The organism is Streptomyces sp. NBC_00178, assembly GCF_036206005.1.
GTDB lineage: Bacteria > Actinomycetota > Actinomycetes > Streptomycetales > Streptomycetaceae > Streptomyces.
Genome location: NZ_CP108143.1, coordinates 5,799,489 through 5,825,161, shown reverse-complemented (window position 1 = coordinate 5,825,161; position 25,673 = coordinate 5,799,489). Strand labels below are relative to the sequence as shown.

18 protein-coding genes and 6 pseudogenes are annotated in these 25,673 nt (G+C 67.8%); 15 read left to right on the top strand and 9 right to left on the bottom strand.

The window, feature by feature from the left end; genetic code table 11:
• The 6 genes from OHT61_RS25450 to OHT61_RS25425 all read left to right on the top strand — a co-directional run bounded on the left by OHT61_RS25450 (window position 1) and on the right by OHT61_RS25425 (window position 5,368).
• Window positions 1-972 carry a carbohydrate ABC transporter permease gene (locus OHT61_RS25450; protein ID WP_329041407.1) on the top strand — a complete coding sequence of 324 codons (972 nt, stop codon included), beginning with the start codon at window positions 1-3 and terminating at the stop codon, window positions 970-972.
• A gap of 5 nt (window positions 973-977) precedes the next feature.
• Window positions 978-1,835, top strand: a complete 858-nt coding sequence (locus tag OHT61_RS25445) for a carbohydrate ABC transporter permease (RefSeq protein WP_329041405.1) — start codon at window positions 978-980, stop codon at window positions 1,833-1,835.
• Between the two features lie 8 nt (window positions 1,836-1,843).
• Window positions 1,844-3,223: a GH1 family beta-glucosidase gene (locus OHT61_RS25440; protein ID WP_329041404.1), complete on the top strand. Its 1,380-nt coding sequence runs from the start codon at window positions 1,844-1,846 to the stop codon at window positions 3,221-3,223.
• A gap of 124 nt (window positions 3,224-3,347) precedes the next feature.
• Window positions 3,348-3,809, top strand: coding sequence for a MarR family winged helix-turn-helix transcriptional regulator (locus OHT61_RS25435; protein ID WP_329041402.1), 462 nt, complete (start codon window positions 3,348-3,350; stop codon window positions 3,807-3,809).
• A gap of 14 nt (window positions 3,810-3,823) precedes the next feature.
• Complete coding sequence (locus OHT61_RS25430; RefSeq protein WP_329041401.1) at window positions 3,824-4,681, top strand: haloalkane dehalogenase; 858 nt, start codon at window positions 3,824-3,826, stop codon at window positions 4,679-4,681.
• Between the two features lie 72 nt (window positions 4,682-4,753).
• Entirely contained in the window at window positions 4,754-5,368 is a 615-nt protein-coding gene (locus OHT61_RS25425; protein ID WP_329041400.1) for a hypothetical protein, read from the top strand.
• A gap of 43 nt (window positions 5,369-5,411) precedes the next feature.
• On the opposite strand, the gene OHT61_RS25420 is transcribed toward OHT61_RS25425, so the two are convergent.
• Together OHT61_RS25420 and acnA are read right to left on the bottom strand one after the other, a co-directional pair.
• Window positions 5,412-6,641, bottom strand: a complete 1,230-nt coding sequence (locus OHT61_RS25420; protein ID WP_329041399.1) for an ROK family protein — start codon at window positions 6,639-6,641, stop codon at window positions 5,412-5,414.
• Between the two features lie 69 nt (window positions 6,642-6,710).
• Window positions 6,711-9,425 carry an aconitate hydratase AcnA gene (acnA, locus tag OHT61_RS25415; RefSeq protein WP_329041398.1) on the bottom strand — a complete coding sequence of 905 codons (2,715 nt, stop codon included), beginning with the start codon at window positions 9,423-9,425 and terminating at the stop codon, window positions 6,711-6,713.
• Window positions 9,426-9,823: 398 nt separating this feature from the next.
• On the opposite strand from acnA, the gene OHT61_RS25410 reads away from it, so the two are divergent.
• The 4 genes from OHT61_RS25410 (at window position 9,824) to OHT61_RS25395 (ending at window position 14,002) form a co-directional block, all read left to right on the top strand.
• A complete protein-coding gene (locus tag OHT61_RS25410) occupies window positions 9,824-10,489 on the top strand; it encodes a GNAT family N-acetyltransferase (RefSeq protein ID WP_329041397.1) in 666 nt (221 codons plus the stop codon).
• Between the two features lie 192 nt (window positions 10,490-10,681).
• A complete protein-coding gene (locus OHT61_RS25405) occupies window positions 10,682-10,882 on the top strand; it encodes a DUF4236 domain-containing protein (RefSeq protein WP_327113347.1) in 201 nt (66 codons plus the stop codon).
• A 151-nt stretch (window positions 10,883-11,033) separates the two neighbouring features.
• Window positions 11,034-12,563, top strand: a complete 1,530-nt coding sequence (locus tag OHT61_RS25400) for a helix-turn-helix domain-containing protein (RefSeq protein ID WP_329041396.1) — start codon at window positions 11,034-11,036, stop codon at window positions 12,561-12,563.
• Window positions 12,564-13,249: 686 nt separating this feature from the next.
• Window positions 13,250-14,002, top strand: a complete 753-nt coding sequence (locus OHT61_RS25395) for a transposase family protein (RefSeq protein WP_329033879.1) — start codon at window positions 13,250-13,252, stop codon at window positions 14,000-14,002.
• Window positions 14,003-14,450: 448 nt separating this feature from the next.
• Here the strand turns inward: OHT61_RS25395 and OHT61_RS25390 are convergent, their stop codons facing one another.
• Window positions 14,451-14,897, bottom strand: a complete 447-nt coding sequence (locus tag OHT61_RS25390; protein ID WP_329041395.1) for an Imm1 family immunity protein — start codon at window positions 14,895-14,897, stop codon at window positions 14,451-14,453.
• Window positions 14,897-16,456: pseudogene (locus OHT61_RS25385) on the bottom strand (polymorphic toxin-type HINT domain-containing protein); the annotation flags it as partial. The gene OHT61_RS25390 and the pseudogene OHT61_RS25385, both read right to left, overlap by 1 nt.
• 40 nt (window positions 16,457-16,496) lie before the next feature.
• On the opposite strand from OHT61_RS25385, the pseudogene OHT61_RS32570 reads away from it, so the two are divergent.
• Window positions 16,497-16,880 (top strand): annotated as a pseudogene (locus OHT61_RS32570) (IS5 family transposase); the annotation flags it as partial.
• A gap of 865 nt (window positions 16,881-17,745) precedes the next feature.
• Here the strand turns inward: OHT61_RS32570 and OHT61_RS25375 are convergent.
• Window positions 17,746-18,325, bottom strand: a pseudogene (locus OHT61_RS25375) (helix-turn-helix domain-containing protein); the annotation flags it as partial.
• A gap of 129 nt (window positions 18,326-18,454) precedes the next feature.
• Between OHT61_RS25375 and OHT61_RS25370 the strand changes: the two are divergent.
• Window positions 18,455-18,961, top strand: coding sequence for a DinB family protein (locus OHT61_RS25370; RefSeq protein ID WP_329041392.1), 507 nt, complete (start codon window positions 18,455-18,457; stop codon window positions 18,959-18,961).
• Between the two features lie 52 nt (window positions 18,962-19,013).
• Here the strand turns inward: OHT61_RS25370 and OHT61_RS25365 are convergent.
• From OHT61_RS25365 to OHT61_RS25355, 3 genes and pseudogenes are all read right to left on the bottom strand, one after another.
• Window positions 19,014-19,893, bottom strand: a pseudogene (locus OHT61_RS25365) (IS5 family transposase).
• A gap of 533 nt (window positions 19,894-20,426) precedes the next feature.
• On the bottom strand, window positions 20,427-21,167 hold the full coding sequence (locus tag OHT61_RS25360) for a sulfite exporter TauE/SafE family protein (protein ID WP_329041391.1): 741 nt from the start codon (window positions 21,165-21,167) through the stop codon (window positions 20,427-20,429).
• The gene (locus tag OHT61_RS25355) at window positions 21,164-21,529 is read right to left on the bottom strand and encodes a rhodanese-like domain-containing protein (protein ID WP_329041389.1); all 366 of its coding nucleotides are present in this window, start codon (window positions 21,527-21,529) and stop codon (window positions 21,164-21,166) included. The genes OHT61_RS25360 and OHT61_RS25355 overlap by 4 nt, the downstream gene beginning before the upstream one ends.
• An 11-nt stretch (window positions 21,530-21,540) precedes the next feature.
• On the opposite strand from OHT61_RS25355, the pseudogene OHT61_RS25350 reads away from it, so the two are divergent.
• Window positions 21,541-22,003, top strand: a pseudogene (locus OHT61_RS25350) (transposase); the annotation flags it as partial.
• A 24-nt stretch (window positions 22,004-22,027) separates the two neighbouring features.
• Window positions 22,028-22,203, top strand: a pseudogene (locus OHT61_RS25345) (metal-sensitive transcriptional regulator); the annotation flags it as partial.
• A gap of 55 nt (window positions 22,204-22,258) precedes the next feature.
• On the opposite strand, the gene OHT61_RS25340 reads toward OHT61_RS25345, so the two are convergent.
• The gene (locus tag OHT61_RS25340; RefSeq protein ID WP_329041388.1) at window positions 22,259-23,443 is read right to left on the bottom strand and encodes a PP2C family protein-serine/threonine phosphatase; all 1,185 of its coding nucleotides are present in this window, start codon (window positions 23,441-23,443) and stop codon (window positions 22,259-22,261) included.
• A gap of 484 nt (window positions 23,444-23,927) precedes the next feature.
• On the opposite strand from OHT61_RS25340, the gene OHT61_RS25335 reads away from it, so the two are divergent.
• On the top strand, window positions 23,928-25,634 hold the full coding sequence (locus OHT61_RS25335; RefSeq protein ID WP_329041387.1) for an IS1182 family transposase: 1,707 nt from the start codon (window positions 23,928-23,930) through the stop codon (window positions 25,632-25,634).
• The last annotated feature ends 39 nt before the right edge of the window (window positions 25,635-25,673 follow it).

Genomic DNA, 25,673 nt, shown 5'->3' with positions numbered 1-25,673 from the left:
ATGTCATCCACCACAGCCTCGGCCGCCCCGCTGCCGACCGACGCGAAGGCCCCCGCGGCCCCCGCGGTCAGGACGCCCGCGAACCCGCGGAGCGCCAAGCGGCGCAGGACGCTCGCACAGTGGGGTTTCATCGCCCCCGCCGTGATCTTCATGGCCCTGTTCTTCGGCTACCCGCTCGTCCGCAACATCGTGATGAGCTTCCAGGACTACTCGCCGTCCACCTTCTTCACGGGTGAGGCGCCGTTCAACGGCCTGGACAACTGGAACAACGTCTTCAGCGACGGACTGTTCGGCAAGGCCCTGTGGCAGACGATCCTCTTCACCGTCGGATCGCTCCTCGGCCAGTTCTCCATCGGTCTCGCGCTCGCCGTCTTCTTCACCCGGCGCTTCCCGCTGAACGGCATCCTCCGTTCGCTGATCCTGTTGCCGTGGCTGGTCCCCATGGTCGTCTCGGGCATCGTCTGGCGGCGCATCTTCGACCAGGACACCGGTGTCCTGAACTCGTTCCTCGGCACCGTCGGCCTGCCGGGTGACACGCCCTGGCTGACGAGCACGAGCATGGCGCTGATCTCGGTGATCCTCGTCAACATCTGGATCGGCATCCCGTTCAACATGGTGATCCTCTACGGCGGCCTCCAGGAGGTCCCCAAGGAGCTGAGCGAGGCCGCCGCGCTCGACGGCGCCTCGGCCTGGCGCACGTTCCGCTCGGTCACCCTGCCCATGCTCAAGCCCGTCATCACCGTGGTGCTGGTGCTCGGCTTCATGTCGACGGTCAAGATCCTCGACCTGGTGCTCGCCCTCACCGACGGCGGCCCCGCCGACTCCACGCAGACGCTCGGCACGCTGACCTACCAGAACTCCTTCGTCCAGATGGACTTCGGGGCCGGTGCCGTGGTCGGCAACATCCTGATCCTGATCTCCGCCGTCTTCGCGGTGTTCTACCTGCGGGTCAACCGCAACGAGGGGAAGTGACCGGCATGGCGACCACCACCCAGATCCCCGCCGCCCCGGCTCCCGCGGCCGTCCACCGGCCGAAGCGCCGCTTGGGTGCGACCGTCTTCGGCGTGGCCGTCCTCGCGGTCATGCTGTTCCCGCTGTACTGGATGATCAACACGGCGCTCCAGCCGGACGCGAGCCTGGTCGACGTGGGTCCGGTCCCGACGGGCGTCGACTTCTCGGGCTTCACCTCGGCGATCACGGACCAGGGCACCAACCTGCTGACCTCGCTGGCGGTGGCGCTCGGAGCGGTGGCCATCTGCCTGGTGATCTCCGCGCCGGCGGCGTACGGGCTGGCGCAGTTCAAGCTGCCCGGCAGCCGGACGATCGTCTTCGGGACGCTCATCACGCAGATGGTCCCGGGCATCGTCATCGCCAACGCCCTGTACAGCGCCTACGTGGACCTCGGCCTGGTCAACTCCTACTTCGGCCTGATGCTCGCGGACGCCTCGCTGGGCATCCCCTTCGCGATCGTGCTGATGCGCTCGTTCATGGTGTCGATCCCGCGCGAGGTCATCGAGGCGGCCGAGGTCGACGGCGCGGGCCGCATCCGCACGTTCGTCCAGGTCGTCCTGCCGATGAGCCGCAACTCCCTGATCACCGCCGGGCTGTTCTCGTTCCTCTACGCGTGGAGCGACTTCATGTTCGCGCTGACGCTGAACACGACGGACGACGTCAAGCCGATCACGCTGGGCATCTACCAGTACATCGGGGCGCACGTCGGCGACTGGGGTTCGGTCATGGCCGCGTCCGTGCTCTCCGCGGTCCCGGCGGCGGTGCTCCTCGTCCTGTCCCAGAAGTACATCGCCGCCGGGATCACCGGCGGCTCGGTCAAGTGAGGGTTTCCATGACTGACTTCCCGGTCTTCCCGCCCGGTTTCGTCTTCGGCGCGGCCACGGCCTCGTACCAGATCGAGGGCGCCGTGGAGGAAGACGGCCGCGGCCCGTCCATCTGGGACACCTACAGCCACACGCCCGGCCGGACGGACGGCGGTGACACGGGCGACGTCGCCTGCGACCACTACCACCGCTACCCCGAGGACGTGGCACTGCTGCGCGACCTGGGTGTCGAGTCGTACCGCTTCTCGATCGCCTGGTCGCGCATCCAGGCCACGGGCAGCGGCGCCGTGAACCCCAAGGGGCTCGACTTCTACTCCCGGCTCGTCGACTCGCTCCTGGAGGCGGGCATCGAGCCGGCCGCCACGCTCTACCACTGGGACCTGCCGCAGGCCCTGGAGGACAAGGGCGGCTGGCGTGTGCGGGAGACGGCGGAGCGCTTCGGCGAGTACACGGCGATCGTCGCCGAGCACCTCGGCGACCGGGTGCCGCGCTGGATCACGCTCAACGAGCCGTGGTGCAGCGCGTTCCTGGGCTACTCGGTGGGCCGGCACGCACCGGGCGCCCAGGAGGGCCGCGGGGCACTCGCGGCCGCGCACCACCTGCTGGTCGGGCACGGACACGCGATGAACGCGCTGCGCGCGGCGGGTGTCCGGGAGGCCGGCATCACGCTGAACCTGGACCGCAACGTCCCGGCCACCGAGTCGGACGCCGACCTCGCCGCGGTCGTGCGGGCGGACACCCAGCACAACCTGGTGTGGACCGAACCGCTCCTCGCGGGCCGCTACCCGGCCACCGAGGAGGAGACCTGGGGCGAGCTGATCACGGGCCAGGACTTCCGCCGTGAGGGCGACCTGGAGCTGATCTCCCAGCCGATGGACTTCCTGGGCATCAACTACTACCGGCCGATCGTCGTCGCCGCGGCCCCGCACCGCGAGGCGGACCCGGCGCTGCGGGTGGCCACGGACAACCGCTACACGGAGGGCCAGTACCCGGACGTCCGCAGGACGGCCATGGGCTGGCCGGTCGTCCCGGAGTCCTTCACCGACCTGCTGACCGCGCTGAAGCAGACGTACGGCGACGCGCTGCCGCCCGTGCACATCACGGAGAACGGCTCGGCGGAGTTCGACGAGGTCGAGGCGGACGGGTCGGTCCGCGACGCGGACCGGGTGGAGTACCTGCGCACCCACCTGACCGCGCTGCGGGCGGCGATGGACGCCGGGGTCGACGTACGCGGCTACTACGTCTGGTCGCTGCTGGACAACTTCGAGTGGGCGCTGGGCTACGCGAAGCGGTTCGGGATCATCCGGGTCGACTACGACACGCTGGAGCGCACGCCGAAGGACAGCTACCGCTACTACCAGCAGCTGATCGCGGCCCACCGGGCCTGACACTCCACTCCCTGCCGGGGGCGTACGCGCGGTGACGCGCGTACGCCCCCGTCGGCGTTTCGCCGGGGTTCGCAGGCCCGACATTTAGTAGCCATGAACATGGTAGCCATGTACATTATTTCTCATGAGCGAGGGAACGCGGGGGATGACGCCCGGGTATCTGGTCTGGCGGCTGTCGATCAAGTGGCGGGTAGCCGTGGATCAGGCCCTGGCGCCGCTCCACCTGACGCATGCTCAGTACGTCGTCCTGTCGTCCCTGTTCGGCATGGAGCGAGCCGGTCCGCTGCCGAGTCAGCGACAACTCGCCGACCACACCGGTCTGGAGGCGCTGTACGTCTCGAAGCTGGCTCGGTCCCTGGAGAGTTCGGGCCTCGTCCGGCGGGAACGCGACACTGCGGACACCCGTGTCGTGCGGCTCGGGCTGACGGCCGACGGCCACCGCACCATCGGCCCGGCGATGCGCACGGTCCGCGCGCTGCACGACCGACTCCTCGCCCCGCTGGGCGGCATGGACGACCTGCGAACGGCGGCGCTGGTGCGCGACCTCTCGACGCTCCTCGACACACCTCTCGGCCCGCCGGCCTGACATAAGGAGAGCCCGTGCCCGCGTTACGCGTACTCGACTCGACCCTGTACTACGAGGACACCGGGAGCGGGACGGCCTTCGTCCTCCTCCACGGCAACCCGGGCTCCTCGCACGTGTGGAGGAACGTCATTCCCGGGCTGGGCGCCAGGCGCCTGCTCGCCCCGGACCTCATCGGGATGGGGAGATCCGGCAAGCCGGACATCGCCTACCGCTTCGACGACCACGCCCGCTACCTCGACGCCTGGTTCGACGCACTCCGGCTCGACCGGGTGGTCCTGGTCGGCCACGACTGGGGCGGAGCGCTCGCCTTCGACTGGGCGGCCCGCAATCCCGGCCGGGTGCTCGGCGTCGCCTTCCTGGAGAGCATCGTCAAGCCCATGACAGGGGACGACCTCTCCCCTCAGGCCCGCAGGCGCTCGGAGACGATCCGGACCCCGGGCAGGGGCGAGGAACTGGTCCTGGACGACGACCTGTTCATCCGCCAGGCCTTCACCGGAGGCGTGCTGAATCCGTTGGACGAAGCCGCGCTGGCTCCCTACCTCGCGCCCTTCCCGGATGCCCGGAGCCGCCTGCCTCTGCTCGCGTGGGCCCGCCAGATCCCCCTCGACGGCGAGCCCGCGGAGCTCGTCACCCGCATCGAGGCGTACGACGCGTGGCTCGCGAAGAGCGAAGACGTCCCGAAGCTGCTCATGACCTTCGAGGGATCGCCGACGCTGCTGATCGGCCCCGAGACGGCCACGTGGTGCGCCACGCACATGGCCGCGCTCGAAACGGTCCACTGCGGGACCGCGGGCCACCACGCCCCGGAGGACCGCCCCACGGAGATCGCCGCCGCGATCTCCGCCTGGGCGGACCGCCGGGGGCTGCGGTAGGCCTCCACGCGGCGCGGTCGCCCGCCGACAATTCAGCGGCGGCGACGGCGGGCATCACGGAGGACTGGCTCCATGCTCGTGATGCAGCCCGTCCTGGAAACCTTCTCCACCCGTGACTTCACCCTCTGGCCCGTGGCCGAAGCCGGTCGCACGGACCACTTGGTCCTCGACGGCGGTCTCACCCCGGACGAGGTCGCGGCCGGGGTGATGCGTATCGCCGCAAGCAACGACCTGGACCCCGAGCACGACGGCCGGCCCCCAAGGCCGGGTGACCCCCTCGGATCGTTTCTCCACGGGCTGCTGACTTTCGAAGACCTCTTCGTGGCCGGAGGCCTGCGGGTGACCGACACGCTCGCGGGCATCACTTTCGCGCCGGGCTGCTGCCACGGGCTGGAGGAGCGGCGTGCGTGGCACGACGTCATCGAGGGCTGTGGCCGGGTCTCCTTCGGCCATGATCCCGACCCGGTGGCCGAGCGTGTGGGCGGGGACGTGCGGCTGATCGTCGACTGCGAGCAGGGCGACAGCCCGGTGATCGAGCTTTCCGTCATCGAGCTCCGCCGGCTCGTCGAAGGCGCGGAGCGCGATCTGGAGAGTTTCCTGGACCTGGCCACATCATGGGTCTCGGAGAACCTTCCCTCTCATGTGGCAGCGGTCACTGCCACCCTTCCACGAGCCCTGGACCTCTGAGCGACGGACGGGTTTCCCGAAGTGCCCGCCGTCGCCCGCCCCCTCACCGCGTCGCGTACGCCGCCGGATTGCCCAGCACGTCCTGCACCACCCGGGCCGCCGCACCCCGCGCCGCGTCGCCGGAGACGGACGACGCCCTCAGGCGGCTGCCGTTCTCGTGCCAGCGGCCCGAGACCACCCGACGGGTGAGCTGGGCGTCGGCCGGCCCCTCCAGCCACGGCATCAGGTTCCGGTAGATCCCGCCCAGCACGACCGCCTCCGGGTCGAAGAGGTTGACCGCGCCCGCCAGGACCACGCCCAGCCGGTCCCCCGCCTCGCTCAGCGCGGTGACGGCGCGCGCCTCGCCCGCCGTGGCCCGCTGTTCCAGCTCGGCGATCCCGCGTACACCCGTGGCGGGGTCGATGCCCGCCGCCCGCAGCAGGGCCGCTCTGCCCGCGTACTGCTCCAGGCAGCCGTGCGCCCCGCAGCGGCACAGCGGGCCGTCGGGGTCGACGACGACGTGCCCGATCTCTCCCGCGAAGCCGTGCGCGCCCCGCAGCATCTCGCCGTTCACCACGAGTGCGCCGCCCACGCCGATCTCACCCGTGAGGTAGAGGAAGGTGCGTACGCCGTCGAGCCCGCCGAACCAGAGCTCGGCCAGCGCCGCCAGGTTCGCCTCGTTGTCGGAGCCGACCGCGAGCGCCCGGCCGGCCGGGCGCAGCGTGCTAAGCGCCTGCCCGAAGATGCCCTCGGCCGCGACCCTGCTCCATCCCAGGTTGGGTGCCTGCCGGACGACGCCGCCGGACACGAGGCCGGGAAGCGCCAACTCGACGCCGACCACGCGCAGTTCCTGCTCCTGGGTGGAGGCGATGACGCGGCTGGTGAGCCGGGCGGCGTGGGCCAGGGCCTCGGCGGGCGGGACGTTGCGGTGGTCGGTGTGTTCCGTGACGCGGACCCGGTCGGTACCGGTGAGGTCGACCGCACACACCGACACGTAGTCGATGTTGATCTCCACCCCGAGACCCGCCGGGCCGGTCCTGGAGAGCTTCAGCACGGTGCCGGGGCGCCCGGCCGAGCCGCTGGAGGTCTTGCCGGACTCGCTGAGGCAGTCCAGGGCGAGGAGTTCCTCGACGAGGGAGGAGACGGCGGCCCTGGTGAGCCCCACGAGGCTCGCCACCCTGGCCCGGGTGACCTCGCCCTCGTCGCGCACGGTCCGCAGGACGAGGCTCAGGTTGTGGCGCCGCACGGACTCGTGCCCGGCCTTGGCGGCGGGAGAGGCGAGGTTGTTCTTCATCAGACCTTCGACCCTAACGGCGAAGGGCCGCACCCCGGGGGTGCGGCCCTCGCTCACTTCGCGGTGCCTCTACTTGCGGATCAGGCTGCGGAGCACGTACTGCAGGATGCCGCCGTTGCGGTAGTAGTCCGCCTCACCGGGGGTGTCGATGCGGACGACGCCGTCGAACTCCACACCGGTGTCGGTGGTGACCTTGACCGTGCGCGGGGTGGTGCCGTCGTTCAGCTCGGTCACGCCGGTGAAGGAGAAGGTCTCCTCGCCGGTGAGGCCGAGGGACTCGGCGGTGTGACCCTCCGGGAACTGCAGCGGGAGGACGCCCATGCCGATGAGGTTCGAGCGGTGGATGCGCTCGTAGGACTCGGCGATGACGGCCTTGACGCCCAGGAGCGCGGTGCCCTTGGCCGCCCAGTCGCGGGACGAGCCGGAGCCGTACTCCTTGCCCGCCAGGATGACGAGCGGGGTGCCCGCGGCCTGGTAGTTCTGGGAGGCGTCGTAGATGAACGACACCGGGGCGTCGTCCTTCGTGAAGTCGCGGGTGAAGCCGCCCTCGGTGCCCGGCGCGATCTGGTTGCGCAGGCGGATGTTGGCGAACGTGCCGCGGATCATGACCTCGTGGTTACCACGGCGCGAGCCGTAGGAGTTGAAGTCCCGGCGCTCGATGCCGTGCTCCGTGAGGTACTTGCCGGCCGGGGTGTCGGCCTTGATCGCACCGGCCGGGGAGATGTGGTCGGTGGTGACCGAGTCCCCGAGCTTGGCGAGCACCCGGGCGCCGGCGATGTCCTCGACCGGGGTCGTCTCCATCGTCATGCCCTCGAAGTACGGGGGCTTGCGCACGTAGGTGGACTCGGAGTCCCACTCGAAGGTGTTGCCGGTCGGGATCGGCAGCGCCTGCCACTGGGCGTCGCCCGCGAAGACGTCCTGGTAGGACTTGTTGAACATGTCCTCGCCGATGGAGTTGGCGACGACGTCGTTGACCTCGGCCTCGGAGGGCCAGATGTCCTCGAGGAAGACGGGCTTGCCGTCCTGGTCGACGCCGAGGGCGTCCTTGGTGATGTCGACCTTCATCGAGCCGGCGATGGCGTACGCGACGACCAGCGGCGGGGACGCCAGGTAGTTCATCTTGACGTCGGGGTTGATCCGGCCCTCGAAGTTGCGGTTGCCGGAGAGCACCGAGGTGACGGCCAGGTCGTGGTCGTTGACGGCCTTGGAGACCTCTTCCGGCAGGGGGCCGGAGTTGCCGATGCAGGTGGTGCAGCCGTAGCCGACGAGGTTGAAGCCGACCTTGTCGAGGTACGGGGTCAGGCCCGCCTTGTCGAAGTAGTCGGTGACGACCTTCGAGCCCGGGGCGAGGGTGGTCTTGACCCACGGCTTGCGGGTCAGGCCCTTCTCGACCGCCTTCTTCGCCACGAGCGCCGCGGCGACCATGACGTACGGGTTCGAGGTGTTGGTGCAGGAGGTGATCGCGGCGACGGTGACGGCGCCGTGGTCGAGCTCGTACGACGTGCCGTCGGCGGCGGTGACCGTGACCGGGTTCGACGGGACGCCGTTCGTGGCGGCCGGGGAGTCGGAAGCCGGGAAGGACTCCTTGCCCGCCTCCTCGTCGTCGGCGACGTAGTTGCGGACGTCCTGGGCGAACTGCGCCTTGGCGTTCGCGAGGACGATGCGGTCCTGCGGGCGCTTCGGGCCGGCGATGGAGGGGACGACCGTGGACAGGTCGAGCTCGAGCTTCTCGGAGAAGTCGGGCTCGGCGGCCGGGTCGAGCCAGAGGCCCTGCTCCTTGGCGTACGCCTCGACGAGCGCGACCTGCTGCGCGTCGCGGCCGGTCAGGCGCAGGTACTTCAGCGTCTCGTCGTCGATCGGGAAGATCGCGGCGGTCGAGCCGAACTCCGGGGACATGTTGCCGATGGTGGCGCGGTTCGCGAGGGAGGTGGCGGCGACGCCCTCACCGTAGAACTCGACGAACTTGCCGACGACACCGTGCTTGCGGAGCATCTCGGTGATGGTCAGCACGAGGTCGGTGGCGGTGGTGCCGGCCGGGAGCTCACCGGTCAGCTTGAAGCCGACGACGCGCGGGATGAGCATGGAGACCGGCTGACCGAGCATCGCGGCCTCGGCCTCGATGCCGCCGACGCCCCAGCCCAGCACACCGAGGCCGTTGACCATGGTGGTGTGCGAGTCGGTGCCGACGAGGGTGTCCGGGTACGCCTGGCCGCCCCGGACCATGACCGTGCGGGCCAGGTGCTCGATGTTGACCTGGTGGACGATGCCGGTGCCCGGGGGGACGACCTTGAACTCGTCGAAGGCGGTCTGGCCCCAGCGCAGGAACTGGTAGCGCTCCTTGTTGCGGCCGTACTCCAGCTCGACGTTCTGGGCGAACGCGTCGTTGGTGCCGAACTTGTCGGCGATGACGGAGTGGTCGATGACCAGCTCGGCCGGGGCCAGCGGGTTGATCTTCGCCGGGTCGCCGCCGAGCTCCTTGACGGCCTCACGCATGGTGGCGAGGTCCACGACACAGGGGACGCCCGTGAAGTCCTGCATGATCACGCGGGCCGGCGTGAACTGGATCTCCTGGCTGGGCTGGGCCTGCGAGTCCCATCCACCCAGCGCCCGGATGTGGTCGGCGGTGATGTTCGCGCCGTCCTCGGTGCGGAGCAGGTTCTCCAGCAGCACCTTCAGGCTGTAAGGGAGGCGCGCGGAGCCCTCGACCTTGTCCAGCTTGAAGATCTCGTACGACTCGTCGCCCACGCGCAGCGTGCTGCGGGCGTCGAAGCTGTTCGCCGACACGACAGTCTCCTTCTTCAATGTGCGCGTTCAACCGCGCCGCGCCTCATGTGCGGCCGGCGCCGCCTGCGGCCCCCACCATCCGCTAAGGTAAGGATTAGTTAGGTAACCCTTACCGAGCGGCGGCTGCGGTGCGCTTCGGCAGATATCTCGATGTCGAGATAACTCTAGTACATCGCCGCCGCGCGGTCATGCCCGGGCGCCCGTGTCCGGCGCCACTCCGCGATGACGCACGGCCGCACCCGGGCCGTAAGGAGCCCGCCGCACCCTGGCGGGGGCCGCGCCCTCGCGGGGACGCCGGACGCGCGCACCTCAGCGTGACGAGCGGTCACCGAGCGCTCCGCTCCACGCGCCCGGTGGGGCAGGCACAGACAGATGACGACCACGCCCGGGAAGGCGCCGTGCACTTCACCAACACCACCGAGGCAGTGCGGGCATGGGTCCGCGGCTGGGCCCTCTCGCGCGGCGCCGTCGAACCGGCGGCCCTGCCTTGGGGGTTCACCGTGTCCCTCGGACTGCCCGGGCACGTCATGAGCCACGTCCTGCCCACCGCGGACGAGGCGACGGTGCGCGAGCTCACCGGAGGCGCCACCGGCCCCGGCGTCTGGCTCAAGGCCTTCGTGCCGGCGGAGTCGCTCGCCTCCTGGATCGGGCCGGGCTGGTCCGTGCCCAGCGCCCCCGGATGCCTGATGTCCATCGACCTGGACGCGAACACCGTCCGCACCCCGCCCCCGCTCCCCGGCGGCTACCGGCTCCGCAGCTGGACACGGTCCGGCGTCGTCCACGCCCGGGTGCACGCGCCCGACGGCACGGTCGCCGCGCGCGGCCAGACCTCCGTCGACGGCACCACGGCGGTCGTCGACAAGATCGAGACCCATCCCGCCCACCGGCGCCGCGGGCTCGGCCGGGTGATCATCCACACGCTCGTCGACGCGGCCACCGAGCGCGGAGCCACGGTGGGTCTGCTGGCGTCGACGGCGGAGGGCCGGGCCCTGTACGAGGCGACGGGATGGCACGTGGTGGCACCCCTGGCCAACGCACTGCGGGGGCCGGACCCGGTCAGCTGAATACCCGGACCCGGTCGGCTGACGCGACGTCAGGTCAGGCGGTGACCCCTGCCCGCGCCGGCGGCCGGCCTGCCACCGGGTCCCCTGGCGTGACGCGGCGACGTACGGTGTGGGCACGGACCGGTCCGTTTGATTTCGCGCGCATGACCCGGCCGCTTCGGGATACCCGTACTCCCGACAGAGGAGGCGCAGATGCCGCTCACATTCCGCAAGAGCTTTCAGATCCTTCCGGGCGTCCGGCTGAACATCAACCGTCGCTCGTGGTCCGTCACGACCGGTGGACGGCACGGCCCCAAGCGCACCCACAGCAGCACCGGCCGGCGCACCACGTCGATGGACCTGCCCGGGCCCTTCGGCTGGCGCAAGACGACCAAGCGCAGCCGCCGCAGCTGACTCACCCGATCGGCGGAACACCACACGCCGGGTCGCGGCGGGCGCCTGATCCTTGTATCAGGCGCCCATTCGCGGCCCGGCACGGTGTTGTTACGCGACTCGGACACCCCCGGCACGATCTTCATCTCATATGTGAGATAGCGTTCCGGGCATGGAAGACGACTACCTCGCACGTATCGGCAAGCTCATCCGTGACGCCCGTCAGCATCGCGGCTGGACACAGACCCAGCTCGCCGAGGCGCTCGCCACGAGTCAGAGCGCCGTCAACCGTATCGAGCGCGGCAACCAGAACATCAGCCTTGAGATGATCGCCCGCATCGGCGAGGCCCTCGACAGCGAGATCGTGTCCCTCGGCTACTCCGGACCGATGCATCTGCGCGTGGTCGGCGGACGCCACCTCTCCGGCTCCATCGACGTCAAGACGAGCAAGAACGCCTGCGTCGCGCTGCTCTGCGGCTCCCTGCTCAACAAGGGCCGCACCGTGCTGCGCCGGGTGGCCCGCATCGAGGAGGTCTTCCGGCTGCTGGAGGTCCTCAACTCCATCGGAGTGCGCACCCGCTGGATCAACGACGGCGTCGACCTCGAGATCCTGCCGCCCGCCCAGCTGGAGCTGGAGGCCATCGACGCGGACGCCGCCCGCCGGACGCGCTCCATCATCATGTTCCTCGGCCCGCTCCTGCACCGGATGGACCGCTTCACCCTGCCGTACGCCGGCGGCTGCGACCTCGGCACGCGCACCATCGAGCCGCACATGATCGCGCTGCGCCGCTTCGGCCTGGAAATTGCCGCGACCGACGGGCTCTACCACGCACAGGTCGACCGCGAGGTCCGGCCGGGCCGCCCCATCGTGCTGACCGAGCGCGGCGACACGGTGACCGAGAACGCCCTGCTGGCCGCCGCGCGCCACGACGGCACGACCGTCATCCGCAACGCCTCCTCCAACTACATGGTCCAGGACCTCTGCTTCTTCCTGGAGGCCCTCGGGGTGCGGGTCGAGGGCGTCGGCACGACCACGCTCACCGTGCACGGCGTGCCGGAGATCGACGTGGACGTCGACTACTCCCCCTCCGAGGACCCGGTCGAGGCGATGAGCCTGCTGGCCGCCGCCGTGGTGACGGAGTCCGAGCTGACGATCCGTCGCGTCCCGATCGAGTTCCTGGAGATCGAGCTCGCGGTACTGGAGGAGATGGGCGTCGACTGCGACCGGACGCCCGAGTACGCGGCCGACAACGGCCGCACCCGCCTGGTGGACCTGACCGTGCGGCCCTCCAAGCTGGAGGCCCCCATCGACAAGATCCACCCGATGCCCTTCCCGGGCCTGAACATCGACAACGTGCCGTTCTTCGCGGCGATCGCGGCCTCCGCACACGGCAAGACCCTGATCCACGACTGGGTCTACGACAACCGCGCGATCTACCTCACCGACCTCAACCGCCTCGGTGGCCGACTCCAGTTGCTGGACCCGCACCGCGTCCTCGTCGAGGGCCCGACCCGCTGGCGCGCCGCCGAGATGATGTGCCCGCCCGCACTGCGACCGGCGGTGGTGGTGCTGCTGGCGATGATGGCGGCAGAGGGGACGTCGGTCCTGCGCAACGTGTACGTGATCAACCGGGGGTACGAGGAGCTGGCGGAGCGGCTGAACTCGGTGGGGGCGCAGATCGAGATCTTCCGGGACATCTGAAAGCCTTCAGAAGAAGCGCCGTCACACCCCTGCTGACCTGCACAAATGGAAGGCGAGCAGGGGCGTGACGGAGTCCCTGGGACTTTTCTGGGACTTTGAACCAGGAGCGACGGCTTCCGTGCACCGCGCTTTTCACATGATGAGTCATCGGAAAGATGTCGACCTGAAGACGTGATGAAAATACCCAGGTCAGAGACCAATTCTCAGCTCGCCGCCCTCCGTGTGGCTGCCCAGAGCGTCATTGCAGACAGCTGGCAAAACGGCCATCGAAGCCACGTCACCCGGGTCCACACCCGTCGGCGCCGGACGCCAGCCCACCTGTCATGCTCCGCACCATCTGTACGACCAACATCGTGGGCCATGCCCGCCAACCGACAACACCCCACACCCGTGCGGAGGAACTCCTCGGGCATGGGCGCCAACGGCTTCGCGCCGTACCGGGAAAACCCCGTCACCGGCCCGGCCTCCGCCTGGGCGAGAGTTGCGGCGTGATAGTAGGTAACCGCGGAGAGCAGGCGCCTGTGGGTAGCGGCCAGATGGGCCGATCCCTTCAGCACCTTGCCGTCAACAGTGAGCTGTTTCCAACCTGACGGGAGGTTAGACGGGCGGCCCCGGCAGCGGACATGAAGAAAGCCCCTGGTAGACGGGTTCACGACCAAGATCACCAGTCCGCCAGGAGCCTTCGCGTGCTTGTCTACCCGTCCGGCATCGATCTGTCCAGCCGCACCCTGCAGCACCTCTCCGGTCTCCTCGCAGGTCACCGCCGTCGAATCGGCTCCCGATGGCGTCGCCTGACCTGCGGCCGGCAAGCCCTGCTCGTCTTGGCGCACCTTCGCTGCGGCGACACCTACGCCCGCCTTGCAGCAGGTTTCCGCGTCGGGATAGCGACGGTCTACCGATACATACGCGAGGCCGTCGACCTCCTGGCCGCTCAGGCACCAACGCTGGAGCAGGCGATGCGGACCGTGCGGAGGAAGGCGTACGTGATCCTCGACGGCACCGTGCTGCCGATCGACCGCATCGCTGCCGACCAGCCGTATTACTCGGGGAAGAAGAAGCACCACGGGATGAACGTGCAGGTACTCGCGGATCCAGCCGGCCGTCTGATCTGGGCTTCGGACGCGCTGCCCGGGGCAGTACACGATCTGACCGCGGCCCGGACCCACGGCATTCCCGCCGCTCTCGCCGCCGATGGCATCAAGTGCTGGGCGGACAAGGCGTATCAGGGCGCAGGTCCTGCTGTCCGCGTCCCGTTCCGTGGCAAAGGTCTGCGCGGTTGGCGCCGGCGTCACAACCGCGATCACGCCAAGATCCGAAGCCTCGGCGAACGAGCCATGGCCACCCTCAAATGCTGGCGGCTCCTGCGGAAGCTCCGTTGCAGCACCACCCGGATCACCACCGTCGTCCGCGCCGTCATCGCCCTCGAACTCGCCACCTGATCAAGATGGAAAAGGCTCAGTGATCGCTCGGCGCATCCCGCCCTGTCCCCGGTAGCCTCGCGCCAACCCGCGAGGCATAGGCGCCGACCGCCCGGTGGAGGACGTCACCAACGACAGTAACCAGCATCCAGCCGATCATGGTCCGCAAAGTCACAGCGCACTAGAAATTGATCAAGCCCTGCTGCTCCGTCGCATCCGACCTTTAAGGCGGATAGCTGGAGCGATCCGCCTCCACAACATCGCGGGCAAGGATTGCCACTCTCACCACGGGCGCAGCCGATGCTCCGCCAGGTTCATCGGTTTCGGGAGTGGGTCGGGGCTCTTGTCGCGTCCGGGAACGGAATCACGCATGATCAACTACCCTCGGCCGATAATCTGGGACACCTCGTAAAAGGTGTGAGGGCCCATCGGTATGCTGACGGGCCCTCACAACCAAAAAATTGATCGCCTATCCCCAGGCGTCCAAATCCTGCCATCGAACACACGTGGGGCGCAGCCCGCCGGAGGTTAGAAACTCTTTGGCCGCCTGACGCACTAGAGGAATTGGGACCTCTGAATGTTCCGAGAATTCGGTCAGATGCCCGTGTTGGAAATATACCGGGTCGATTCTGGTATCAGAAGATCCCTTAGAGACGAAATTTCCACCCGCATCGCTAAAGGCAACCAGTCCGACACCCAGCCCTCTATCGACACCCACCATGAGCTCATGATCAGGAGTTCCAGCCGGCAAAAGGACCCGGTCGAGCGAGTAGATCGATGCCAGGTTTTCCTTCATCAACCCCTGCGTCGACTCAAGCAGATCGTCAATCACGGAATCGATGTCGTCGATCGAGTAAAGGATCCTCGGCGTCTCCCCGTGCTCATAGCGGTACTGCGCTTCAGCTCGCGCCTTCATTAGCCCACCCCATGGCATGTATGCCGGCCGTTTGGCCAGTGTACCGTGAGCGACCGATTTGGCCCAAGCAGGGCGGGGAGAACCTGATTACACCCCAATTTCACCGTACATGGCCCCGTCGGGAAATTGATATACAAGTCTGCATGAGCAAGACCGTCCCTGTCCATGATGGCTGCAAACTTCTGCTCTACATCCACGGCACGCCCAGAGTTTGACGAAGTAATTCCCCTTTTCTTGAGGGTGTCATTTACCCAGGAGATCAAGTCGGTGTCTTGCCCTCCGTGGCGTCCACTCGTCAAATCATGCCTTACGCCATCAGGCCCCACTCCGGAGCCTGTCGTATGCCCGCCGCCCCATGTAGGAAGTTTGGCCAACTCTTCCGCATGATTGCAGTTGTGGACAAGGACTGGCGCGCTCCCTGCCAGCACATAGTAGGTGTGCAGGTCGCTGACGGTCAGGTTGTGGACGGTAGATTGCTGGGCTGTCCAGCGCCTGATGGCGGAAACCTGAACCCGGGTACCGGCGCTGGTCTTGAGCCACTGGCCGGATTCAAGATCGGTGGCGTCGATCCACTCGCCGATATCCGGGACCCAGAACGGGTGGTTGTAGGTGGCGGTAATGCTTGCCGTGCTGGAGCCCCGGTCGCCATCGATGTCGATGGTGACCTCGACCAGGCGCTTGGTGCCTTCGCCCTTTATCTCGGCAGTGACGGTCTCGATTTTGCTTTTGCCGGACTTGGGGTCGGTTGCCAGAACCTTGTCGCCGATCTTGACTTCCTCGATCGGCTTGGTGCTGCCGTCAGCCATCAATACCTTCGTGCCGGGCACGAAGCTGTTGGGCTCACATCTCGTCTTCTTGAGCAGGTTTTTAGCTAGCCGCGCCTCACCTACCAGAGGAACGGCGCTTGCTGCTCTCTCGCTTGCTGCTTGGTAGTTCCCCTGAATGAGGTCGTTGATTCCTAGGACGGCATCAGCGGCCGGCCCAAGAACGGGGACGAAGATTCCCACAGCCTCGACGACTTCGGTCCACGGAATGACCCGGGTCCTGTCGATCCAGTTCTTGCAGCCGAGACACCCACGGGTGTAGTAGCGCTTTGCGGCCTTGTTTTCGTCGTACTTCTTCCAGTACCAGCCGCTCTTTTTCTTGGTCCAGGATTCGTTGTAGGTGACAGTAGTTTTTGATACCGAGTTGCTTGGCACGCACGTGCTGCTGTTACCGCCACAGATTCCGTCCGGACGCAGGCCGGTGGGGTCGGAAAGGGTGGCCGGAGCGTTGTTGGCGTAGTTATAGCCGTTGATCTGTTGCGGGTCGGCGAGGTCCATGATCGGGTCGACGCTGATGAATCGGCCGATGCCCGGGTCGTACTCGCGGGCACCGAGGTGGGTCAGTCCCGTGCTGGTGTCGGTGGTGCCGCCGACGAAGCCCTTGGTGCTGGGCCAGCTCGTCGGGACATCGCCGCGGGCACTGCCGAAGGGGTCGGTGCGGCGCTGGGTGAGGGCGAGGCTTGCGGCATCGACTGCGAGTTGGCCGGTGCCGTGATGGTCGCCGATCGTAGGCCGTGTATCGAAAGTGGATCTTGGCGATGGATGATTGTGGTTCATGGCGCGGGGAGATCTCACGGATGAACAGTGGTCGGTGCTGGAGCCGTTGTTGCCGAGGGGCACGAAGGCGGGACGGCCGCACGTCTGGCCCCGGCGGCAGCTGGTCGACGGCATACGGTTCCGGGTCCGGACAGGGGTTCCGTGGCGGGACGTCCCCGTTGAGTACGGGCCGTGGGGCCGGATCCACGACCTGTTCCGCCGATGGCAGCGGGCCGGCACCTGGCACCGGGGCCTTACCCAGCTCCAGTCCCTGGCTGATGCGAAGAGTGCGATCACGTGGGAGCTGAGCGTCGACTCCACGGTGTGCCGTGCCCATCAGCATGCAGCCGGGGCTCGGAAGCGGGGTGACCTGCAGAAGGAACCGCCGGGCGGCGTAAGGACGAACACGAACGCGTCGCTCAGCAGCAGGTACGGCTCCAGGGGCGCGGCAAAATCTGTTGGCAGCGGGCGTTCCTGGGCGTATCCGGCCAGGAACGCCCGGTACCCACTCCACCGGCAAGACCACGCTCCTCGACCGCTTCGAGTGAGTCCTTCGCCACGGCGCCGGCAGACGTGGCCGTCGAACAGCACGGGGCCGGGCGTGAACCACCCCGGTGGGAAACGGCTGGCTCGTGCGCGCGCCAGTTCCCGGTGCGCTTCGTCACGAAAGGCACCCGGCGGGCTGGCCACCCGAGCAGGCAGCGCAAGTACCACCGCCAGGCCCAGATATCGGAGGTGCGGTCAGCTCGGTGTCTTCGCTCGCCCTGGAACGCCCGACCGAGCCCGCCATGTCGGGCAGCTTGCCGTGCTCAACGGGTTCAGAGTTCTGCTGGCCTCCGGTTCACTTTCCCGTGTCGACGACGCCGCTCCCTGGGTTGATGCCCCTGTTCTTGCTCACCCAGGCCGTCCGCAACATCTCATAGTCCTCTTCACTGAGAACCTGGCATGCCTCGGGCCGGTCGGGGACGGTGTATGTGCGTGTGGCGTTGATGGCCTTCTGACAGTCGGCCTGCCTATCGGTTTCGGACGTGCCACATGCGGTAAGTGCGGCCGTGAGCAAGGCGATCGAGGCGACGGCGGTGCGGGTCCTCATAATTCCCCCAGGATCGTGTGATGCGAGTGAGGCAATCATGCGATGGGCGAGGTGACGGAGGGGAGGCTTCGGCGGCAGTTCGCGTTCCGTGCCTCGGTTCTGCTGAAAAGCTGAACGATCCTCCGGGACTGTCGCCTCAAAGGCGATGGGCGTGCACCAGGTCGATGCTCGGCTTCGGCCGGATCCCGAGTGGGCCGAACTCGTCGAACGCGAAGACCCGGTCGGGAAACGGTCCAGGACGTGCTCGATCCGGTCCAGCTTCGCCTCGCGGTCGGGGTCGGTGGATTCCTTCCAGTTCATGGTGCGCTGGAAGGTGACTCCGCAGCGGGCGAGCAGGCCGCGTAACGCCTCGCGGCCGATACGAATCACTCGGCCGTGGACTGTGCGCAGGTAGGCGACGAGTTTGCGTAGCGACCAGCGAGTGAAAGGCTGGCCGAGCTTGGTGGGGCGGGTGGTGGCCGTCTGGACGACGAAGTCCTCTTCGTCATCGCTGAGCAGGCGGGGACGGCCTCCCGCCCACCGAGGGTCCAGGCAGCCAGGCCGACCTCGTTGAACCGGTGGATCACATCGCGCACGGTGTCCTCGTCGGGCGCCACCAGCTGGGCGATCACCAAACACCCGATTCCCGCCGGCCGAGGCCAGCAGCATCATCACGCGCCGATAGCGCACCGAGTTGGTGCTGCCCCGGCGCACGATCTGCTGCAGCCGCTGCCCCTCCTGGTCGGTAGTCTGCGCACACGGACAGGCTCGGCCATCGCGCCTCCAGCGGTCGGATCGGACGTCACCGCACATCCAACCGCCACGACGACCAACCCGGCGAACCTATGCGGTCACAGCACTACAATAGGGTGCGCTTCGAAAGTGGATCAAGCTAGTGTGCCCCGATGACAGAGACGCAACGACGCCGCGACGTGGGCCCACCTGGCAGCGACTCCGACGAGAAGTCGACATTGCTCACGTTCTTGAACTACGTCCGTGAAGCAGTGGTTGCGAAGGCGCAGGGCCTTGATGACAGGCAGGGGCGAACGCCCGGGGTGCCCTCTGGCACCAGCGTTTTCGGCCTGGTCAAGCACCTGACGGCGGCGGAGCTCTACTGGTTCGCCTGGGCCTTCGAGGGTGCCGATGTCGAGCATCCGGATTTCAGCATGGATCTCGCCGAGGGTGAGACCGTGGACAGTCTTCTCGCTGCCTACCTCGGTGCCATTGAACGATCCAACGAGATCATCAAGCGTTGTGACAACTTGAACCATCCGTGTGCTCGGGCGGCAGGCAAAGCGGGTGCTGTGCGACCGATGCGGTGGGTGCTGGTGCACATGATCGAAGAGACAGCTCGCCATGCAGGCCACGCCGACATACTTCGTGAGCAGGCTGACGGTTCAATCGGTAGGTAGCGCACTACTGCGCTCGATCCCAGGTGCTCCACGAACGGCAGGCGCATGCGGACTACAGCCACTCGTTGATGGCCGCGATGAGGACATTTGCCTCATAGCGGACCGCGAGTTTGTCGTATCTCGTCGCCACGGCACGGTGCCTCTTGAGGCGGCTGATGCCGCACTCGACCTCCTGCCGCGCTCTATAGTCCTCCCGGTCGAACTTCGGCGGTCGACCACCGGAGGACCCCCGCTTCTTGCGGTTGCGGACTTGGTCAGCCTTGTCCGGGATGGTGCAGGGAATGCCGCGGCGCCGCAGGTAGGCCCGGTTCTTGCGGGAGGCGTACGCTTTGTCGGCCCGCACTTGCCGTGGCCGGGTGCGGGGCCTTCCGGCCCCGAGCTGGGGCACCCGAACGCGGCCCAAGACGACCGACCTCGAACTGTGGGGAGTCACCGCGCTGCCCAGCGGTGATCACGATCGACATGGGCTTCTGACCCTGCTCGACGGTCAAGTACAGCTTGGTGGTGAACCCGCCGCGCGAGCATCCCAGTCCGTGATCACGGAGCTCGGTGAATACACCGCCCGGCGGTTCCTTCTGCAGGTCACCCCGCTTCCGAGCCCCGGCTGCATGCTGATGGGCACGGCACACCGTGGGGTCGACGCTCAGCTCCCACGTGATCGCACTCTTCGCATCAGCCAGGGACTGGAGCTGGGTAAGGCCCCGGTGCCAGGTGCCGGCCCGCTGCCATCGGCGGAACAGGTCGTGGATCCGGCCCCACGGCCCGTACTCAACGGGGACGTCCCGCCACGGAACCCCTGTCCGGACCCGGAACCGTATGCCGTCGACCAGCTGCCGCCGGGGCCAGACGTGCGGCCGTCCCGCCTTCGTGCCCCTCGGCAACAACGGCTCCAGCACCGACCACTGTTCATCCGTGAGATCTCCCCGCGCCATGAACCACAATCATCCATCGCCGAGATCCACTTTCGATACACGGCCTGGCCACCAGGTACGCCTGGTTCAAGTCGACGATCACCAGGTCCGGGACGTTCGCGGCGATGATCCAGTTCCAGGACGGTGCCCAGGCGAGCATGAAGGGGACGGGGACTCCGAGCAGCCATGCGGTGAGGAGGACCTTGCGGCGGAAGCGCGGTCAGGGCTCCGGCGGCGAGGTTGGTCAGGGCCTTGGTGAGACCGAAGGCGATGATGAACGAGAAGACCGCCAGGTCGCTGGTCAGGCCGAAGATGTCGGTGCCGATGAGCGGCACGGTGGTGCGTTCCAGGCCCACGAGGCCGCCGACGGCGATGTTGACGACGACGAGGAGGTGAACTGGAGCCGGTTCTCCCACAGCCCGAGGCGCACGGCGGGTCCGGCGGGCCGCTGCGTCGGGGAGGTTGTCGTCATCCGTGGGCGTCCTTGCGGTCTGCGGGTGGCGGGCCTGACCGGGAGCCGGCACGGGGCGAGCCGGAAGGAAGGGGCGGCCGGGTCAGATGAACGCGTCGGCGAGCATGAAGGCCGCGACCGCGAGCAGTGTGTAGGCGAAGACGCGCTGCAGCGTGTTGCCGCTGAGTCGTTGTGCGTAGCGTTTGCCGTCCCAGGCGCCGAGGATCGCGGCGGCGGTGAAGGGCGCGATGACGGCCCAGTCCAGATGTACTCCGGTGCCGGCCCGGGCGCCGAGCGCGGCGATCGAGTTGATGGTGATGACCAGCAGGCTGGTGCCGATGGCCCGGCGCAAGGGGAGGTTCAGCACCCGTGCCAGGGCCGGCACGGCGAGGAAACCGCCGCCCACACCCAGCAGCCCGGTCACGGCGCCGAGGCCGGCACCGGCGGCGGCGGCCTTGGCGGGCACCTTGCCTGCGGCCGGGGCGGGCGCGGGGCGCAGCATGCGCAGTGCGGCGACTCCCGCGACGACGGCGAAGGCGATGGTCAGACCTGCCTGGGGCAGATGGCCGGCGGCCGTGCCGGCGAGCATGACGGGGACGATGCCCGCGGCGGCGAACAGCAGTCCGGTCCGCCAGACCACGTTGCCGTCCCGGGCGTGGCCGGTGAGCGCGGTGATGGACGTCAGGGTGACGATGATCAGACTGGCGGTGATCGCGTCCGCCGGCGGCATGCCGATCAGGTAGGTCAGGGCGGGGACGGCCAGGACGCTGCCGCCACCGCCGAGTCCGCCGAGCGCCAGGCCGACGACGGCTCCGGCGACGAGTGCGAGTATCAGGGCGGTCATGCCACCGAGCCCTTGTTGCCGCTTGCGCAGACGACCGGGTGCCCGGCGGCAGCCCACTGCTGCATGCCGCCCTTGACGTCCCACGCGTCCGCGCCGCGCTCACGGAGCAGCTCGACGGCCTGTTGCGAGCGGTTTCCGCTGCGACATATCACCACCAGCGGCCGCCTCTGGGCAGCCTGCGGCAGTGCAGCCCCCGCGACCAGGGCGGACAGGGGTGCGTGCACCGCGCCGAGCGCCCGCCCGGCGTCCCACTCGCCCCGCTCACGGACGTCCAGCAGGATGTCCGGGGCGTGGGCGCCCTGGGTGCGCCGATGGGCTTCCTCAACGGTGACGCGTTTCTTGCCTCGGGAGAACAAGGACATCGCAGGACCTCCCGCCGTTCGGGGTGTCGAAGTCGGCGGCGGACCGGATCATCGACCACCTCGGGCCGATGCTCGCCCTCCAGCCACGCAAGCGGTTCGCCAAGGACGCCGTGCTCATCGTGGACGGCACCCTGGTTCCCACCCGCGACCACGCCATTGCCGAGCGGTCGAAGAACTACCGGTACTCCACCAACCACCAGGTCGTCATCGATGCCGACCGACACCCGCCTGGTCGTCGTGGTCGGCCGGCCGCTCGCCGGGAACCGCAACGACTGCACGGCGTGGGAGGAGTCCGGTGCCAAGGCCGCGGTCGGCAAGACCACCACGATCGCCAGCGGCGGCTACCCGGGCACCGGACTGGTCATCCCGCACCGCCGCGAGCGCGGCCAGACCGAACTCCCGGACTGGAAAGAGGAACACAACAAATCCCACAAGCAAGTCCGAGCCCGCGTCGAGCACGTCTTCGCCCGCATGCACAACCTCGCCCTCGCCGGATAGGCGGGCCGCGACTGCAAGGATGTCGTGACCCAACTGGCCGCCGTCTCCCGCGCCTTGGACCGGGCGCCGGATTCAAGATCGTCGCCAGCGGAATGCGACAGTGCCTCGCGGGAGACTCTGACACTCCACCCATGTCACAGGAGGAGTTGGAGAAACTCTACCTCGCCTTGGCGTAACCGTCAGCGGGGTGTTCGTTCAGTTGGCCGAGTTCACGGACTCCGTGCGGGACTTCTACGCCTCACGCGACTCAACGGGGAGCGGGCGAAGGGCGAGCAGGGCGGCGTCGTCGGTGAGGCGCCCGCCAGTGTGGTCGAGGAGGGCGTCGATAACCAAGCGGAGAAGACGCGAAGGGGAAATTCCGTCGGAGTGGTCGGCGTGGATTCGCTCGAGACACCTGCGCAGGGGAAAGAAATCGTCAGCTCGATTCCTGGCTTCCGTCACGCCATCGGTGACGAGTAGGCAGGTCTCCTGCCTGGCGTAGGAGATGCGGCTGACGACTGGGGGGCTGCCGGTGAGTTCAGCCATGCCGACTGGTGACCCCTGTTCCTGGGGCAGTTGCCGCACCCCATGGGGGCCGATCACGAAGGGGCCTTCGTGGCCGAAGTTGACGACTTCGACGCTGCCGAAGTCGGTGGCGAAGGAAATGACCACTGCGGTGGCGAAGCGTTCCTCGTGATCACCCAGTGCTGACTTCAGGAAGTTGTGCCTGCTCAGTCCTGATTCCATACGACTGGCAACTACATCGAGGTCGGGCTCGTGATACCCGGCTTCGCGGAAGGCGCCCACGACCGCCCCTGCGGTTGACACGGCAGGAAGACCCTTTCCCTGAACATCCCCCAAAATTGCTCGGGTGCCATGAGGCGTTGACAGCACCTCGTAGAAGTCCCCGCCCACTCGTGCTTCGACATCGGCTGCGAGGTACCGGGCGGCCACCTCCACCCCGCCCCACCGAGGCGGGATCGGCCGCAGCAGCACCTGGCGAGTCGTTTCCGCCGCACTCTGCAGATGGAGTACGTAATCGCGGGCTCGCGCGCGCACCACCGAGATGAAAATGGCGAGTAGGACTGCAAAGACCCCGAGCAGGAAGTCCTCGGTCCGCAGTTCCGTCGTCGCCATGCTGGCGTTGGCCCACCGGTTGAGGACGAGCACAAGGAGACCGAATGCTGCTGTGACCTTGGGCGAGGACACCCCTGCTGCCAGCAGGGGAACCATCAGAAGCCAGTTTCCCACCTGAATAGACGGACCGGTGAATTGACCGACCAGGGCGACGATGACCAGAAAGCCTGCGGGCAGCACCCACGCTGCCGCGCCGTACCGCACAAGCAGGGGCTCACGTTCATCTCCTCGCCGCAGGCTTTGGCGCAGCGAAGCCCTTCGCATGCCGGTGAAGCAGCCACGGCCAATGTCCGGAATCATGGCTCCATTCTCCGCACGTGCCTGTCCTGACGAGGACACCGCCGTTGTCGGCGAGCCATAGCTTCAGCATTGAGGGGATCGCCGCCCAGTTCGACAATCAGGGTCGCGATCGGATTGACCGAATGGGTCGCGTGATCGTGATATTACTTTGGGGAAAGGTAGCTGACTGCTAGGCGCGATCCCGTGTCGTCGGATTCGGGTACGGTTTCGGTTTCACAATCTAAAACATGCACCACGCATCGTGAGATATGCCGGCAGCCCTTGGTGGCGGCCTTGGTCGCCGGGCCGAAGTCGCCGTCGATCTGGCCCAGGGTGAGGAGGTCCTCGGCGTCGAGGATGCTCTGCCAGAGAACGACGACGTCAATGCCGGCGGAATTTACCTAACTTGACTCTGTCGGGGATCTTGGAATTCCTCGGTGCAGCAGCATGATTAACGGGCATGCTCGGGTAGTTCCGCCGACCGATGCAGCTGTCGAGGTGCCCGTTGTCCCTTCGCCCCCGTTCCGGTGAGCAAGTCCCTTCTCTGACCGCGCGGATCGCGCGGGCGAGCAATCCGGGCGGTACGACGGCGATATGGGTACGCGACCGCCTCGATGGGCTGTGGAGCGACGAGGACTTCGCCGACTGGTACCCACGGGACGGGCGGCCGGGGCTCTCGCCCGCTCAACTGGCCACCGTCTGTGTGCTGCAGTTCCTGCTCGGCCTGTCGGACCGGCAGGCCGCCGGGGCAGTCCGCTGTCGCATCGACTTCAAGTACGCCATGGCGATGGAACTGGAGGATCCCGGGTTCCATCACAGCGTGCTGGCCGACTTCCGCGACCGTCTCGCCGAAGGCGACCGCGCTGACCGCCTCCTCGACCTCGTGCTGGCCCGTCTCAAGGAGGCCGGCCTGGTGCGCGAGCGCACCACGCAGCGCACCGACTCCACCCATGTCCTGGCAGCGGTGCGTAACCTGACCCGTTTGGAGCTGGTCACCGAGGCGGTCCGCGCCGCGCTCGAAGAAGTCGCCGGTGTGTCCCCTCACCTGCTGGACGAGCTGGTCGATGAGGAGTGGGGCCGCCGCTACGATCGGCCGGTCCGTCTGGGCAGGAACCCCACCAAGCCCACGACCAGGATCCTGACCGCCGGGAACGATGCTGTCCGGCTCCTGGAACACCTCTACCGGCGCGAAACAGGCCGCACGTCCGGCCCTCGCGTCCAGGCCCTGCGCCAGATCATGGTGCAGAACTACCACCGTGACCAGGCAGGCCGACTGCGCTGGCGCACCGCCGAGAAGGAAGGCGGACCCGGGCTGCCGCCCTCGTCCCGGGCAGTCGTCTCGCCGTACGACACCTCGGCCCGCTATGCGAGGCACGGGCACATCATCAGCTGGAAGGGGTTTGCCGCTCATCTGACGGAGACGTGCGCTCCCGGCGGCCCGAATGTGATCACGGATGTGGCCACCACCGCGGCCACCACCCACGACAGTCAGGTCCTGCCCGGCGTCCACACTCGTCTGGCGCGTCGTGGGCTGCTGCCCGCCGAGCACCTGGTCGACGCCGGCCACACGTCCCTGCCCCACCTGGCACAAGCCACCCGTGAACACCAGGTCACCGTTTCCGGACCGCTGCGGAGCAACCCCACCCGCCAACACCGGCAGAACGAGGGCTTCGCCCGGGACGACTTCCACATCGACTACGACCGTCAACAGGTCACGTGTCCCCAGGGCCAGGTCAGTGCGGGCTGGCACGGCCCTTACCTGACCTCGTCACCCACCGCGGCTCCGCTGATCGTGGCCCGGTTCACCAAGCGTCAGTGCCGGGCCTGCCCAGCCCGCACTCAGTGCACCTCCACCGCGGACAGTGCCCGAACTGTGGGCTTTCCCCCGAAAGAACTCCATGACCTGCAACTTCGCGTCCGCGCGGAGCAACAGACGCCCGAGTGGAAGACCCGCTATGCGGTCCGCTCGGGAGTGGAGGGCACGGTCAACGAATTCGCCCACGGACACGGAATACGGCGCTGCCGCTACCGAGGACAGGAAAAGGCCCACATCCAGCACGTTCTGACGGCCATCGCCGTCAACATCGAGCGCCTCAGCGGACTGCCACCGGCCGGAGAAACACCGACGTCCCGCCGACCGACTGCCTTCCAGCACTACCTCGACCAGCGCGAGATACCCCGACCGAAGTCCTGGCGAACCCTGGGAACCTGACCGGCACCTTCAAGATCCCCGACAGAGTCAACCACGGTC

What these genes read in the sequence shown, in the direction of transcription:
- OHT61_RS25450 (WP_329041407.1), top strand. Translation starts at nt 1, where the DNA reads ATGTCATCCACCACAGCCTCGGCCGCCCCGCTGCCGACCGACGCGAAG.
- OHT61_RS25445 (WP_329041405.1), top strand. Translation starts at nt 978, where the DNA reads ATGGCGACCACCACCCAGATCCCCGCCGCCCCGGCTCCCGCGGCCGTC.
- OHT61_RS25440 (WP_329041404.1), top strand. Translation starts at nt 1,844, where the DNA reads ATGACTGACTTCCCGGTCTTCCCGCCCGGTTTCGTCTTCGGCGCGGCC.
- OHT61_RS25435 (WP_329041402.1), top strand. Translation starts at nt 3,348, where the DNA reads ATGAGCGAGGGAACGCGGGGGATGACGCCCGGGTATCTGGTCTGGCGG.
- OHT61_RS25425 (WP_329041400.1), top strand. Translation starts at nt 4,754, where the DNA reads ATGCTCGTGATGCAGCCCGTCCTGGAAACCTTCTCCACCCGTGACTTC.
- OHT61_RS25420 (WP_329041399.1), bottom strand. Translation starts at nt 6,641, where the DNA reads ATGAAGAACAACCTCGCCTCTCCCGCCGCCAAGGCCGGGCACGAGTCC.
- OHT61_RS25405 (WP_327113347.1), top strand. Translation starts at nt 10,682, where the DNA reads ATGCCGCTCACATTCCGCAAGAGCTTTCAGATCCTTCCGGGCGTCCGG.
- OHT61_RS25400 (WP_329041396.1), top strand. Translation starts at nt 11,034, where the DNA reads ATGGAAGACGACTACCTCGCACGTATCGGCAAGCTCATCCGTGACGCC.
- OHT61_RS25390 (WP_329041395.1), bottom strand. Translation starts at nt 14,897, where the DNA reads ATGAAGGCGCGAGCTGAAGCGCAGTACCGCTATGAGCACGGGGAGACG.
- OHT61_RS25370 (WP_329041392.1), top strand. Translation starts at nt 18,455, where the DNA reads ATGACAGAGACGCAACGACGCCGCGACGTGGGCCCACCTGGCAGCGAC.
- OHT61_RS25360 (WP_329041391.1), bottom strand. Translation starts at nt 21,167, where the DNA reads ATGACCGCCCTGATACTCGCACTCGTCGCCGGAGCCGTCGTCGGCCTG.
- OHT61_RS25355 (WP_329041389.1), bottom strand. Translation starts at nt 21,529, where the DNA reads ATGTCCTTGTTCTCCCGAGGCAAGAAACGCGTCACCGTTGAGGAAGCC.
- OHT61_RS25340 (WP_329041388.1), bottom strand. Translation starts at nt 23,443, where the DNA reads ATGATTCCGGACATTGGCCGTGGCTGCTTCACCGGCATGCGAAGGGCT.